Genomic DNA, 12,317 nt, shown 5'->3' on the forward strand with positions numbered 1-12,317 from the left:
CAGGAAGGACCGCGGTGCGCGGCGCAGGCGCTGGCGAAGCGCGGCGTTGATGCGGTGGCGGTTCACGTCGCTGATGGCCTGTGCCTTGATGGCCAGGCGGAAGGCCAGGTAGAAGCTGACGGCCAGGTTCAGCGGGCCGATGACGACCACCCCGGCCACGGCCCACCAGAAGGCGGGGTCGTGCAGCACGGGCCAGCCCAGCGCGGCGGCGGCGGCGGCCACCTGGCCGGCCGAGAGGGTGACGTGGCGCACCTCCAGGTCGAGCCCGAAGAAGGCCAGCACCGCGGGCACGATGCCCAGCATAAAGCCCAGCGAGATGTTGGCCGTGAGGCCCGAGATGTTCTGCCGCAGCCAGGCGCCCCAGCGGCCCGCGCGCGCCGCGCCCAGCACGCGGGTGAAGCGCGGGTTGTGGCGGATGGCGGAGTCGAGCTGGTGGAACACGAACCAGTTTTCCACCCAGCCGGCCACGATGCTGGACGAGAACAGCAGCACGCCGGTGAAGGCCGCGAACAGCGCGGTGGGGCCGAGCAGGTGCATGTCGTGCAGCACGTGCTGGGCTTTTTCGGGGCCGATCATGTGCTCGCCCTGCACATAAAAAAGGCCCAGGCTGATGAGCAGCACGACCGGGATGACGGCGCCCACGTTGCCGATGATGGCCGCGATCTGCGAGCGCAGCAGGTTGGCCACCTCGTCCACGAAGTTGCGCACCGCGCCGGGCGCGCGGATGTCGCGCAGCTTGGCCACCATGGCCGGGGCGGTGACGGCCGGCTGCTTGGTGGCCACGGTCCAGTGCAACAGCTGCACCAGCACGAAGAAGAAGGCGTAGTTCAGGCCGGCGGCAAAACCGCTCCAGAACGCCGACAGCGCCAGGCCGTAGAGCGCGAACTTGGCCCAGGTGGTCAGGCCGATCAGGGCGCCGCCGCCGGCGGCCTTGCCCAGCATCTGGCGGTATTCGACCGCGTCGCGGGTGATGTAGTGCTCGCCGCTTTCGGCGCTGCGCTCGGCCACCTTGGCCGCGGTCAGCTGCGTGCTGCTGGCGATCAGCTCGCGCAGGCTGCGGCGGTCCTGGCCCATCTGCACCAGGTCGGCGATCAGGGCGGCGGTGGCGCGTTCGGTCTTTTCGGCCAGCAGGCAGTCCAGCAACTGGCGCACGCGCAGGATGCGTTCGCGCAACTGGCGCAGCCGGAACACGATGCCGACCGATATGCCGTGCGCTTCCAGGTGGGCGTAGACGGTGTTGGCGTCGGTCCGGCAGCGGTCGAGCTGGTCCACCAGCTGCCCGGCCGCGGCTTGTGCGGCCTCGCTGCGCGCGCCCTGCGTCAGCACCGCGCGGCGCAGCGCTTCGAAGTGCGCGGGCAGGGCGTGGAAGCTGCGCGCGGCCCGCGCTGGCTCGGCCATACGGGTGCGGATTTCCGAGGCGAAGCCGGTCGCGCTGACCTGGCTGATGCTGAAGGTGAGCGCGTCCAGCAGGGCGGCCTGCCAGTGACCGGCCGGCCCGGCGTCGTCGTCGGCGGCGTGCTCGGCTTCTGGCGGTGCCAGCAGCAGGGTGCGCAGGCGCTGCAGGGTGTCGCTGTCCAGCGCCTGCACCCAGCGCGCGTCAAAGCGCGTGGGCAGCAGCAGACCAAACAGCTCGGTCAGGTCGGTGGTTTCGGGCGTGCCGGGCAGCAGCTTGCGGCGCAGGCGGTGGCCAAACTCGCTGAGGAAGGCGGTGCGCGGCGCGAAGCCGAAGTCGGCCAGCAGCGGTGTCAGGTCGACCGTTTGCAAAAAGAGGGCCCACCAGCGTTGCCAGCGCGCGCGCCATTCGGGGCGGGCCTGGGCTGCGTCGAGCAGCAGGCGCACGCGCGACACGCTGGCCTGCGGGTCGGTCGCATCGCCGCGCACCCAGCGCAGCAGGTCCATCAGCCACAGGTGGCGCTGCGCCAGCGGCGCGTCCGGGTCCAGCTGGTCGAGCAGGCCGGGCAGGTCCATCGTGCTCAGTGCAGCACCCGCTGGGGTGCGTTGCCGGCGTCGCTGCCGTCGGCCACCAGGGCGAACTCGGGCACCAGGGCTTCGAAGCGCTCGCCGTCTTCGGCCACGCAGAAATAGCTGCCGCGCATGCTGCCGTTGCGCGTTCGCAGGCGGGTGCCGCTGGTGTACTGGAACGATTCGCCCGGCCGCAGCAGCGGCTGGTTGCCCACCACGCCCAGGCCCTTGACCTCTTCGGTGTGGCCCAGCGCATCGTCGATCACCCAGTGGCGCGAGATGAGCTGCGCCGTCACGTCACCGGTGTTGGTGATGGTGATGGTGTAAGCGAAGGCGTAGAGGTCCTCGTCGGGCGAGGATTGCTCGGCGAGGTACTGGGGCTCGACCTCGCAGGTGAACTGGTATTTGGCCATGGCGGGCATGTTAACGCGGTGCAGCAAGTCCTTGCCGGGCCTGCGAAAATGCCGCCTTTCCCCTCCGACCGGCCCGAACATGACCACCTACCGCATCGCCCCGTCCATCCTGTCCGCCGACTTTGCCCGCCTGGGTGAGGAAGTGCGCAACGTCGTCGCCGCCGGCGCCGACTGGATCCACTTCGACGTGATGGACAACCACTACGTGCCCAACCTGACCTTCGGGCCCATGGTCTGCCAGGCGCTCAAGCCGCACGCCAAGAAGCCCGACGGCACGCCGGTGCCGATCGACGTGCACCTGATGATCCAGCCGGTGGACGCGCTGGCCGGCGCCTTCATCGACGCCGGGGCCGACCTGGTGAGCTTCCACCCCGATGCCTCGGCCCACGTGCACCGCAGCGTGCAGGCCATCAAGGCCAAGGGCGCCAAGGCCGGCCTGACCTTCAACCCGGCGCAGCCGCTGGATGTGCTGGACTGGGTGATCGACGACCTCGACCTGATTCTCATCATGAGCGTCAACCCTGGCTTCGGTGGCCAGAGCTTCATCGACTCCGCCCTGCGCAAGATCGAAGCGGCCCGCAAGCGCATCGAGGCCAGCGGCAAGGACATCCGCCTGGAAGTGGACGGCGGCATCAAGGCCGACAACATCCGCCTCGTGGCCGACGCCGGTGCCGACACCTTCGTGGCGGGCAGCGCGATTTTCGGCAAGCTGGATTACAAGTCGGTCATCGACGACATGCGCAAGGCGCTGGCCTGATGCTGGACCACATCCAGGCCGTGATCGTCGACCTCGACGGCACGATGGTGGACACGCTGGGCGATTTCGTCGTGGCGCTCAACCACACGCTGGACGACCTGCGCCTGCCGCCGGTGGACCGCGGGCTGGTCGAGCGATCGGTGGGCAAGGGTTCCGAGCACCTGGTGCGCACCGTGCTGGACCACCAGCTGGCCCTGCCCGAGGTGGCTGGATCGGACGCACTGGCCCTGAGCTGGCCACGCGAGCAGATCCACGCGCTGGCGCTGGAGCGCTACCAGCACCACTACCTGTTCATCAACGGCCAGCATTCGGATGTGTACCCCGGCGTGGTGGAGGGTCTGCAAGGCCTGCTGGCGACCGGCCTGCCCATGGCCTGCCTGACCAACAAGCCGCTGGCCTTTGCGCAGGCGCTGCTGGAGATCAAGGGCCTGGACGGGTACTTTTCACAGGTGTTCGGTGGCGACAGCTTCGAGCGCAAGAAGCCCGACCCGCTGCCCCTGCTGAAGACCTGCGAGGCGCTGGGCACCTTGCCCGCGCAGACGCTGATGGTGGGCGATTCGCAGAACGACGCCATGGCCGCGCGCGCCGCAGGTTGCCCGGTGGCGCTGGTCACCTACGGCTACAACCATGGCGACCCGATCGCCGAGGCGCCGCACGATTGGCTGCTGGATTCGCTGGCCGAACTGCTGGACTGATCGCAACCCGCGCCAGCGGCGGAGCGTGGGGCACCGGGCCAGCCGCCGGGCCGCCCCAAGGCTGGCCCAGCCCCCTTGGGGGGCAGCGACCCGCGCAGCGGCGGAGCGTGGGGGCCAACGGGCCTGGCGTCGGGCCGCCCCAAGCAAGGCCGCACCCCCTCGGGGGGCAGCGACCCGCGCAGCGGCGGAGCGTGGGGGCTCCACTCTATTTCTTGCCGCCCAGCAGCGCTTCCTTGAGTCCCCAGTCGGCGGGCTTGGGGCCCAGCCAGATGCGCATCAGCGCTTCGAAGAAGGCCTCTTCCTTGAACGGCTCGCCCTCCACATTCCCCTTAACCGTCAGCACCGTGCCGGTACCGGGGATCCAGTCGAGCACGAAGGTCTCGCCGGTCTTGAGCACCTTGTGGTTGCTGAAGACCTGGCTCATGCGCATGACGCCCGGGATCAGCTTGGCGAAGCTGCCTTTTTCCATGTTGTCTTCCATGCCGCGCGAAAACAGCTTGCCCAGCTCGGCCGAGTCGATGTCGCGCAGCATGGTGATGGTCATGCGCTTGGGGCCGGGCTGGTCGAGCAGGCCGTCGGGGGTGTTGGCCGGCTTCTCGACGTAGAGGCCGGCGGTGTAGACCTTGAACACCGCCTTGTAGCGGATGCCCGCGCCGTTGAGCACCAGCGGCTTGCCCGCCACGGTGACGCGGTCTTCCAGCTTGACGCCGGCGACCTCGACCGTGGCGCTCAGCGCCGGCAGGGCGCTGAACACCAGGGCGCCGGCCAGGGCGGTGCGGGACAGGGGGCTGCGCAGGATGAGGTGCTTCATGGCTGGGGCAGAAAAAAGAACGATCGTTCGGTGGCGGCATTGTCCGCAAAGCAGGGGGGCGGTACAAGGTGGTACCTACCCTCAGGCCGTGACCTGTCTCACGGACCGGTCGCCTGGGCGACGGGCTTTGCTACACTGGCCGGACCATGTCGTGTTCCAGCACCGTCTCCGCAGGTTTCGCACCTGGCCGCAATGGCCGGGGAGCCTGGCCCTGGCGCAAGCCAGCGTAAACGTGCACTCCCCCCGCTGAAGGGGTACAGCCCGACCCGGTATCGGTCGCTCTGCACCCGCCACGAACGCAGCCCGGCCAGCAGGCTGCACCCTCCCCCGAGATGAACGCTTCGCCCGCGCCCCGCGGCCGAACCCCGGAGAAAGAACCGTGATCACCGAACTCGAATTCAAGAGCCTGGCGCAGCAAGGCTACAACCGCATCCCGTTGATGGCCGAGGCCTTCGCGGATCTGGAAACCCCCCTGTCCCTGTACCTGAAGCTGGCCCATGGCCGCGGCGACGGCGCCCATTCCTTCCTGCTGGAGTCGGTGGTCGGTGGCGAGCGCTTCGGCCGCTACAGCTTCATCGGCCTGCCGGCGCGCACCCTGCTGCGCGCCAGCGGCTTTGGCGCCGCGGCCAAGACCGAAGTCGTGCGCGACGGTGCCGTGGTCGAAACGAACCACGGCAACCCGCTGGACTTCATCGCCGCTTACCAGCAGCGCTTCAAGGTCGCGCTGCGGCCTGGCCTGCCGCGCTTTTGCGGCGGTCTGGCTGGCTATTTCGGCTACGACGCGGTGCGCTACATCGAGAAGAAGCTGGAAAACAGCTGCCCGCCCGACACCCTGGGCACGCCCGACATCCTGCTGCTGCAGTGCGAAGAGCTGGCGGTCATCGACAACCTCTCGGGCAAGCTCTACCTGATCGTCTACGCCGACCCGGCCCAGCCCGAGGCCTACGCCAATGCCAAGAAGCGCGTGCGTGAGCTCAAGGAAGCGCTGAAGTATTCGGTGGCGGCGCCGCAGGTCAAGCCCAGCCAGAACCACCCGGCCGAGCGCAGCTTCGCCAAGGCCGACTACCTGGCCGCCGTGGACCGCGCCAAAGAACTGATCGCCGCCGGCGACTTCATGCAGGTGCAGGTGGGCCAGCGCATCAGCAAGCGCTACACCGAGTCGCCGCTGTCGCTTTACCGGGCATTGCGTTCGCTCAACCCCTCCCCCTACATGTACTACTACCACTTCGGGGACTTCCACGTGGTGGGGGCTTCGCCCGAAATCCTGGTGCGACAGGAGCACACGGAAGAAGGGCAGAAGGTCATCATCCGCCCGCTGGCCGGCACCCGCCCGCGCGGCGCCACGCCCGAGAAGGACAAGGCGACCGAGGTCGAGCTGCTGGCCGACCCCAAGGAGCGCGCCGAGCACGTGATGCTGATCGACCTGGCGCGCAACGACATCGGTCGCATCGCCAAGATCGGTACGGTCAAGGTGACCGAGGCTTTTGTGGTCGAGCGCTACAGCCACGTGATGCACATCGTCAGCAACGTCGAGGGCATCCTGAACGAGGGCATGACCAACATGGACGTGCTCAAGGCCACCTTCCCGGCTGGCACGCTGACTGGCGCGCCCAAGGTGCACGCGATGGAACTGATCGACCAGCTCGAACCGGTCAAACGCGGCATCTACGGCGGCGCCTGCGGTTACCTCAGCTACGCCGGCGACATGGACGTGGCGATCGCCATCCGCACCGCCATCATCAAGGACCAGACCCTGCACGTGCAGGCCGCGGCCGGCGTGGTGGCCGACTCGGTGCCCGAGATGGAATGGAGGGAAACCGAACACAAGGCGCGTGCGCTGTTGCGCGCGGCGGAACTGGTCGAGGAGGGTCTGGAATGAGCAAGAAAATTCAAGACATGAACGGCGCCGGGCCGTCCCAAGCCGTTCAAGCCCCCTTGGGGGGCAGCGCACCTCGCGCAGCGGGGGAGCGTGGGGGCATCAAGGTGCTCATGGTGGACAACTACGACTCGTTCACCTTCAACATCGTGCAGTACTTCGGTGAACTCGGCGCCGACGTGACCGTGGTGCGCAACGACGAAATCACCGTCGACGAAATCCAGCGCCGCCTGGATGCCGGCCAGATCGACCGGCTGGTCATCTCGCCCGGCCCCTGCTCGCCGGCCGAAGCGGGCATTTCGGTGCCCGCTATCCAGCATTTCGCCGGCAAGCTGCCCATCCTGGGCGTGTGCCTGGGCCACCAGAGCATCGGTGCGGCCTTCGGCGGCCAGATCGTCCGGGCGCAGGAGCTGATGCACGGCAAGACCAGCGTGATCACGACCACGCAGGAAGGCGTGTTCGCCGACCTGCCCGAGCAGTTCACCGTCAACCGCTACCACTCGCTGGCCATTGAGCGCGAGAGCTGCCCGGACTGCCTCAAGGTCACCGCCTGGACGCCGGACGGCGAGATCATGGGCGTGAAGCACAAGACGCTGGCCATCGAAGGCGTGCAGTTCCACCCCGAGAGCATCCTGACCGAACACGGCCATGCGATGCTGAAGAACTTCCTGGAGCAGACCGCATGAAGACCATTGATCTGCGCAGCGACACCGTCACCCAGCCCACCGAAGCCATGCGCGCCGCCATGATGGCCGCGCCGCTGGGCGACGATGTGTTCGGTGACGACCCCACGGTGAACGCGCTGCAGGAACGCATTGCCGCGCTGACCGGCAAGGAGGCCGCGCTGTTCATGCCTTCGGGCACGCAGAGCAACCTCTGCGGCATCCTGGCGCATTGCGGTCGGGGCGACGAGTACATCGTCGGCCAGCTGGCCCACACCTACCGCTACGAAGGCGGCGGCGCGGCGGTGTTCGGCAGCGTGCAGCCACAGCCGCTGACGCAGGACGCTCAGGGTCGCATGTCGCTGGCCGACATCGCAGCGGCCATCAAGCCCGACGACCCTCACTTCGCGCGCACCCGTCTGCTGTGCCTGGAAAACACCTGGAACGGCCATGTGATGCCCGACGACTACCTGCGCGGCGCCACGGCACTGGCGCGCGAGAAGGGGCTCAACACCCACCTCGATGGCGCGCGGGTGTTCAACGCCGCAGTCGCTTCGGCCGCGCCGGGGCAGGGGGCTTTTGACCGTCTGCGCGAGATCGCCGACCACTTCGACAGCCTGTCGGTCTGCTTCAGCAAGGGCCTGGGCGCGCCCGTCGGCTCGGCCCTGTGCGGGTCACAGGACCTGATCAGCCGCGCCCGCCGCATCCGCAAGATGGCGGGTGGCGGCCTGCGCCAGACCGGACTGCTGGCTGCGTGCGCGCTGCACGCGCTGGACCACCATGTCGATCGCCTGACCGACGACCACGGGAACGCGCGCCGTCTGGCCGATGGCCTGCGCGGCATCGACGGTCTGACGGTCCAGTCGGCCGAAACCAACATCGTGTTTGTCGACGTGGCCAACGGGCGTGGCCCGGCGCTGCTGGAGTTCCTCAAGGCCCACGGTGTGTTCGCCACCGGCCTGATCGGCCTGCGTTTCGTCACCCACCTCGATGTGGACACGGCCGGCATCGACCACTCCGTCGCCACCGTGCGGCGTTTCTTCGCCGAAGCGCCGGTCGCCACGTCGGGTGCCGGCCGCACCGGCCCCTACTGATTGCCGCTACGCTCGCCGTGCCCGATTCGACGCAACTCCTGGTGTTCATCGCGGCGGGTTGGCTGCTCAACCTCACGCCGGGCCCCGACGTGCTGTACATCGTCAGCAGTGCGCTGCGCAGCGGTGTGCGCGCCGGCATGGTCGCGGCGCTGGGCATCGTCAGCGGGTGCTTCGTGCACGTGTTCGCGGCGGCGCTGGGTGTCGGTGCGCTGCTGGCCACCTCGGCCACCGCCTTCACCGTGCTCAAGTGGGCGGGCGCGGCCTACTTGGTGTGGATGGGCATCAAGCTGCTGCTGGCCAGGGGCGGGGGATCGTCCATCGTGCCGGCCCGCGTGAGCGGTGAAATGGCCTCCGTGAACCTTGGGCGTGTCTACCGCCAGGGTTTCCTCACCAACGTGCTCAACCCCAAGGTGGCCTTGTTCTTTCTGGCCTTCGTGCCGCAGTTCATCGCCCCCGGTACCGAAGACAAGGTGACCGCGTTCCTGCTGCTGGGTCTGCTGTTCAATGTGAACTCTCTGCCCATCAACTTCGGCTACGCCTGGCTCGCCGGCTGGGCCACGGGCCGCGTCGTTGCCGTGCAGCGCGCCATGCACTGGATGGACCGCGCGGCAGGCGTCATGTTCATCGGCTTCGGCCTGCGTCTGGCCATGTCCGACAATCCTTCCCGCTGACCTCGGAGACACCCCATGCCCCAAGCCCACAAGATCACCCCGCAGGAAGCCCTGCAGCGCACCATCGAGCACCGCGAAATCTTCCACGACGAGATGCTGCATCTGATGCGGCTGATCATGAATGGCGAGATGTCGCCCGTCATGATGGCGGCGCTGATCACCGGTATGCGCGTGAAGAAGGAAACCATCGGCGAGATCACTGCTGCGGCACAGGTGATGCGCGAGTTCTCGACCAAGGTGCACGTGGCCGACACGACCCACCTGGTGGACATCGTGGGCACCGGCGGTGACGGCTCGCACACCTTCAACATCTCCACCTGCTCCATGTTCGTGGCGGCGGCCGCGGGCGCCAAGGTCAGCAAGCACGGCGGGCGCAGCGTCTCCAGCAAGAGCGGCAGCGCCGACGTGCTGGAGAGCCTGGGCATCAACATCAACCTGCCGCCCGACGCGATTGCGCGTTGCATCGCCGAGGTGGGCGTGGGCTTCATGTTCGCGCCCAACCACCACCCGGCCATGAAGAACGTGGCGCCAGTGCGCCGCGAGCTGGGCATCAAGACCATCTTCAACATCCTGGGGCCGCTGACCAATCCGGCCTCGGCGCCCAACATCCTGATGGGCGTGTTCCACCCCGATCTGGTGGGCATCCAGGTGCGCGCGCTGCAGCGGCTGGGCGCCGAGCATGCGGTGGTGGTCTACGGCCGCGACGGCATGGACGAGGTTTCGCTCGGCGCCGCGACCATGGTCGGCGAACTCAAGAGCGGCGAGATCGCCGAATACGAAATCCACCCCGAGGATTTCGGCCTGACCATGGCCAGCAGCCGCGCGCTGCGCGTGGAAACGCCGGACGATTCCAAGGCCATGCTGCTGGGCGTGCTCGAGAACCGAGACGATGCGGTGCTCAAGGCCGCGCGCGACATCGTGGTGCTCAACGCTGGTGTCGCCCTGTACGCCGCCAACGTGGCGCCCGACATGGCGCAGGGCATCGCGCTGGCGCGCCGCACCATCGAGTCCGGTGCTGCAGCAGCCAAGCTGCAGGATCTGCAGGCCTTCACCCAGTCGGCCTCCGTCGCCGCGGGCGTCTGAGGCGCACCATGCCGGTTTGGCTGCAGAACGAGGGCGCCTGGATCGCGCTGGGCGTCTCGGCCTTGTTCATCATCGCTGGCGTGGTCATGCACCGCGTCTTCAAAAAGGTGCTGCAGACCCCGCAGCCCGAGAAAGCACACAAGCATGAGTGACATCCTGAACAAGATCGTGGCGGTCAAGCACGAAGAGATCGCCGCCGCGCGCAAGAAGAAGCCGCTGGAGGCGGTGCGTTTTGACGCCGAAAGCCGCGTGCTCACGCGCGACTTCGAGGGCGCGCTGCATGCCAAGATCGCCGCAGGTCAGGCCGCGGTGATCGCCGAAATCAAGAAGGCCAGCCCGAGCAAGGGCGTGATCCGTGCCGATTTCATCCCGGCCGACATCGCCCAGAGCTATGCCGAGGGCGACGGCACCATCAATGCCGCCTGCCTCTCGGTCCTGACCGACCAGCAGTTCTTCCAGGGCAGCACCGATTACCTCAAACAGGCCCGTGCCAGCTGCGACCTGCCGGTGCTGCGCAAGGACTTCATGGTCGATCCCTACCAGGTCTACGAAGCGCGGGCCATGGGCGCGGATTGCATCCTGCTCATCGCGGCCTGCCTGGACGACGCGCAGATGGCCGACCTGGAAGCCATCGCCATGGGTATGAACATGTCGGTGCTGGTCGAGGTGCACGACCGCGAAGAACTGCACCGCGCGCTCAAGCTCAAGACCCCGCTGCTGGGCATCAACAACCGCAACCTGCGCACCTTCGACGTGACGCTGCAGACCACGCTGGACATGCTGCCCGACGTGCCGGCCGACCGCCTGCTCATCACCGAATCCGGCATCCTCACCCGCGCCGACGTGCAGACCATGCGCGCGGCGAACGTGAACGCCTTCCTGGTCGGCGAAACCTTCATGCGCGCGCCCGAGCCCGGGCTGGCGCTGGCCGAACTGTTTGCCTGAGCCCGGCGTGCAGCAAGGTCTGTTCGACGCACCGGCTGCGTGCGCGGCCCGCCTGTGCAGCGCCGATCCGGCCGCCTGGCCCGTGCGGCCCGGCTGGGCGCCTGTGCTGGAGCCGTTCTGGCGCGGGCCGGCGGGGCAGGGCCTGCAGAGCTTCCTGCACCAGCGGCTGGCAGCCGGTGCGGTGGTCTACCCGCCGCAGCCCTTGCGGGCGCTGGAGCTGGTGGACCTGGCCGACGTGCGGGTGGTCATCCTGGGTCAGGACCCGTACCACGGCCCCGGGCAGGCGGAAGGCCTGGCCTTTTCGGTGGCTTCTGATGTGAAGACGCCGCCCAGCCTGCGCAACATCTTCAAGGAACTGCAGCGTGACCTGGGGCTGCCACCGCCCGCGGACGGCTCGCTCCTGCGCTGGGCGCAACAGGGTGTGCTGCTGCTCAACACCACGCTGACGGTGGAAGACGGATCGCCGGCGAGCCACGCCGGCCACGGTTGGGAAGTGTTGACCGACGCGATCATCGGCCGCTGCAGCGCCGACGGGGCGCCCAAGGCCTTCCTCTTGTGGGGTGCCCACGCCCAGAAAAAAGCCGCGCTCATCGACGCGGGGCGGCACCAGGTCTTCAGCGCCAACCACCCATCGCCCCTGTCGGCCAGCCGCGGGCCCGTGCCTTTTATGGGGTGCGGACATTTCAGTGCCGTCAACCGCTGGCTGGAAGGGCTTGGACAGGGCCCCGTGGTGTGGTGAACGGCCCAATCGACTGCGAAGGCTGACAAAAGCCAAAAAACCATGGCATAATCCTGGGCTGCGCTTTGGAGGGGTGGCCGAGTGGTTAATGGCAGCAGACTGTAAATCTGCCCTCTTACGAGTACGCTGGTTCGAATCCAGCCCCCTCCACCAGCGGTCAATGAGTGATGTGTGAGCGATTGGAATCAAAGCGCTCTGGATGTCGGAAGCCCATTGGGGTGTGAAGATGGTTCGGGCGGGAGTAGTTCAATGGTAGAACCCCAGCCTTCCAAGCTGATGACGCGGGTTCGATTCCCGTCTCCCGCTCCACGTGTCGTTGATGGCTGGTGTGATTGAAGTTTTCTGAGGTGTCCGATCTGTCGGTCGGATGCTTTGGCCCTTGTGGCTCAGTGGTAGAGCACTCCCTTGGTAAGGGAGAGGTCGCGGGTCCGATTCCCGCCAAGGGCACCATCTTTCTTCTGGTGTTTCGGCAATTTTGTTTTGGAGCTGAAAAATGGCAAAAGAGAAATTTGAGCGGACCAAGCCGCACGTGAACGTGGGCACCATTGGTCACGTGGACCACGGCAAGACGACCCTGACGGCTGCCATCACCACGGTGCTGGCTGCCAA

At 67.5% G+C, this 12,317-nt stretch carries 14 protein-coding genes and 3 tRNA genes; 14 read left to right on the forward strand and 3 right to left on the reverse strand.

The window, feature by feature from the left end:
* Positions 1 to 1,968: site-specific recombinase (locus ACR2JA_RS02990; RefSeq protein ID WP_434007638.1), on the reverse strand; the 1,968-nt coding region annotated here is incomplete at its 3' end.
* A 5-nt stretch (positions 1,969 to 1,973) separates the two neighbouring features.
* The gene (gene apaG / locus ACR2JA_RS02995; RefSeq protein ID WP_434007639.1) at positions 1,974 to 2,375 is read right to left on the reverse strand and encodes a Co2+/Mg2+ efflux protein ApaG; all 402 of its coding nucleotides are present in this window, start codon (positions 2,373 to 2,375) and stop codon (positions 1,974 to 1,976) included.
* A gap of 79 nt (positions 2,376 to 2,454) precedes the next feature.
* Here apaG and rpe point away from each other — a divergent pair, with 79 nt between their 5' ends.
* Entirely contained in the window at positions 2,455 to 3,132 is a 678-nt protein-coding gene (gene rpe, locus ACR2JA_RS03000; RefSeq protein WP_434007640.1) for a ribulose-phosphate 3-epimerase, read from the forward strand.
* Positions 3,132 to 3,827 carry a phosphoglycolate phosphatase gene (gene gph, locus ACR2JA_RS03005; RefSeq protein ID WP_434007641.1) on the forward strand — a complete coding sequence of 232 codons (696 nt, stop codon included), beginning with the start codon at positions 3,132 to 3,134 and terminating at the stop codon, positions 3,825 to 3,827. The genes rpe and gph overlap by 1 nt, the downstream gene beginning before the upstream one ends.
* A gap of 205 nt (positions 3,828 to 4,032) precedes the next feature.
* Here the strand turns inward: gph and ACR2JA_RS03010 are convergent, their stop codons facing one another.
* A complete protein-coding gene (locus ACR2JA_RS03010; RefSeq protein WP_434007642.1) occupies positions 4,033 to 4,638 on the reverse strand; it encodes a chalcone isomerase family protein in 606 nt (201 codons plus the stop codon).
* A 379-nt stretch (positions 4,639 to 5,017) separates the two neighbouring features.
* Here ACR2JA_RS03010 and trpE point away from each other — a divergent pair, with 379 nt between their 5' ends.
* The 12 genes from trpE to ACR2JA_RS03070 form a co-directional block, all read left to right on the forward strand.
* Positions 5,018 to 6,517: an anthranilate synthase component I gene (gene trpE, locus ACR2JA_RS03015; RefSeq protein WP_434007643.1), complete on the forward strand. Its 1,500-nt coding sequence runs from the start codon at positions 5,018 to 5,020 to the stop codon at positions 6,515 to 6,517.
* Positions 6,518 to 6,627: 110 nt separating this feature from the next.
* A complete protein-coding gene (locus tag ACR2JA_RS03020) occupies positions 6,628 to 7,200 on the forward strand; it encodes an anthranilate synthase component II (RefSeq protein WP_434007650.1) in 573 nt (190 codons plus the stop codon).
* Positions 7,197 to 8,270, forward strand: a complete 1,074-nt coding sequence (gene ltaE / locus ACR2JA_RS03025; protein ID WP_434007644.1) for a low-specificity L-threonine aldolase — start codon at positions 7,197 to 7,199, stop codon at positions 8,268 to 8,270. Before ACR2JA_RS03020 ends, ltaE begins: the two co-directional genes overlap by 4 nt.
* A gap of 17 nt (positions 8,271 to 8,287) precedes the next feature.
* On the forward strand, positions 8,288 to 8,941 hold the full coding sequence (locus tag ACR2JA_RS03030) for a LysE family translocator (RefSeq protein ID WP_434007645.1): 654 nt from the start codon (positions 8,288 to 8,290) through the stop codon (positions 8,939 to 8,941).
* A 15-nt stretch (positions 8,942 to 8,956) separates the two neighbouring features.
* Positions 8,957 to 10,024, forward strand: a complete 1,068-nt coding sequence (gene trpD / locus ACR2JA_RS03035; protein WP_434007646.1) for an anthranilate phosphoribosyltransferase — start codon at positions 8,957 to 8,959, stop codon at positions 10,022 to 10,024.
* A gap of 8 nt (positions 10,025 to 10,032) precedes the next feature.
* Positions 10,033 to 10,176, forward strand: a complete 144-nt coding sequence (locus ACR2JA_RS03040) for a hypothetical protein (protein WP_434007647.1) — start codon at positions 10,033 to 10,035, stop codon at positions 10,174 to 10,176.
* Positions 10,169 to 10,969, forward strand: coding sequence for an indole-3-glycerol phosphate synthase TrpC (trpC, locus tag ACR2JA_RS03045; RefSeq protein ID WP_434007648.1), 801 nt, complete (start codon positions 10,169 to 10,171; stop codon positions 10,967 to 10,969). Before ACR2JA_RS03040 ends, trpC begins: the two co-directional genes overlap by 8 nt.
* A gap of 7 nt (positions 10,970 to 10,976) precedes the next feature.
* A complete protein-coding gene (locus ACR2JA_RS03050; protein WP_434007649.1) occupies positions 10,977 to 11,708 on the forward strand; it encodes a uracil-DNA glycosylase in 732 nt (243 codons plus the stop codon).
* A gap of 67 nt (positions 11,709 to 11,775) precedes the next feature.
* Positions 11,776 to 11,861: transfer RNA gene (locus tag ACR2JA_RS03055), tRNA-Tyr, on the forward strand.
* Positions 11,862 to 11,943: 82 nt separating this feature from the next.
* Positions 11,944 to 12,017, forward strand: a tRNA-Gly gene (locus ACR2JA_RS03060).
* 66 nt (positions 12,018 to 12,083) lie between these two features.
* Positions 12,084 to 12,158, forward strand: a tRNA-Thr gene (locus ACR2JA_RS03065).
* A 43-nt stretch (positions 12,159 to 12,201) separates the two neighbouring features.
* The coding region (locus ACR2JA_RS03070; RefSeq protein WP_409641244.1) for a GTP-binding protein at positions 12,202 to 12,317 on the forward strand (116 nt) is incomplete at its 3' end.

The organism is Hydrogenophaga sp., from assembly GCF_051007235.1.
In the GTDB taxonomy this organism is placed as follows: domain Bacteria; phylum Pseudomonadota; class Gammaproteobacteria; order Burkholderiales; family Burkholderiaceae_C; genus Hydrogenophaga.

Bases quoted from the DNA above. Each gene is read 5' to 3' on its own strand.
- ACR2JA_RS03010 (WP_434007642.1), bottom strand. From the start codon at position 4,638: ATGAAGCACCTCATCCTGCGCAGCCCCCTGTCCCGCACCGCCCTGGCC.
- rpe (WP_434007640.1), top strand. From the start codon at position 2,455: ATGACCACCTACCGCATCGCCCCGTCCATCCTGTCCGCCGACTTTGCC.
- gph (WP_434007641.1), top strand. From the start codon at position 3,132: ATGCTGGACCACATCCAGGCCGTGATCGTCGACCTCGACGGCACGATG.
- ACR2JA_RS03040 (WP_434007647.1), top strand. From the start codon at position 10,033: ATGCCGGTTTGGCTGCAGAACGAGGGCGCCTGGATCGCGCTGGGCGTC.
- apaG (WP_434007639.1), bottom strand. From the start codon at position 2,375: ATGGCCAAATACCAGTTCACCTGCGAGGTCGAGCCCCAGTACCTCGCC.
- trpC (WP_434007648.1), top strand. From the start codon at position 10,169: ATGAGTGACATCCTGAACAAGATCGTGGCGGTCAAGCACGAAGAGATC.
- ltaE (WP_434007644.1), top strand. From the start codon at position 7,197: ATGAAGACCATTGATCTGCGCAGCGACACCGTCACCCAGCCCACCGAA.
- ACR2JA_RS03020 (WP_434007650.1), top strand. From the start codon at position 6,628: ATGGTGGACAACTACGACTCGTTCACCTTCAACATCGTGCAGTACTTC.
- trpD (WP_434007646.1), top strand. From the start codon at position 8,957: ATGCCCCAAGCCCACAAGATCACCCCGCAGGAAGCCCTGCAGCGCACC.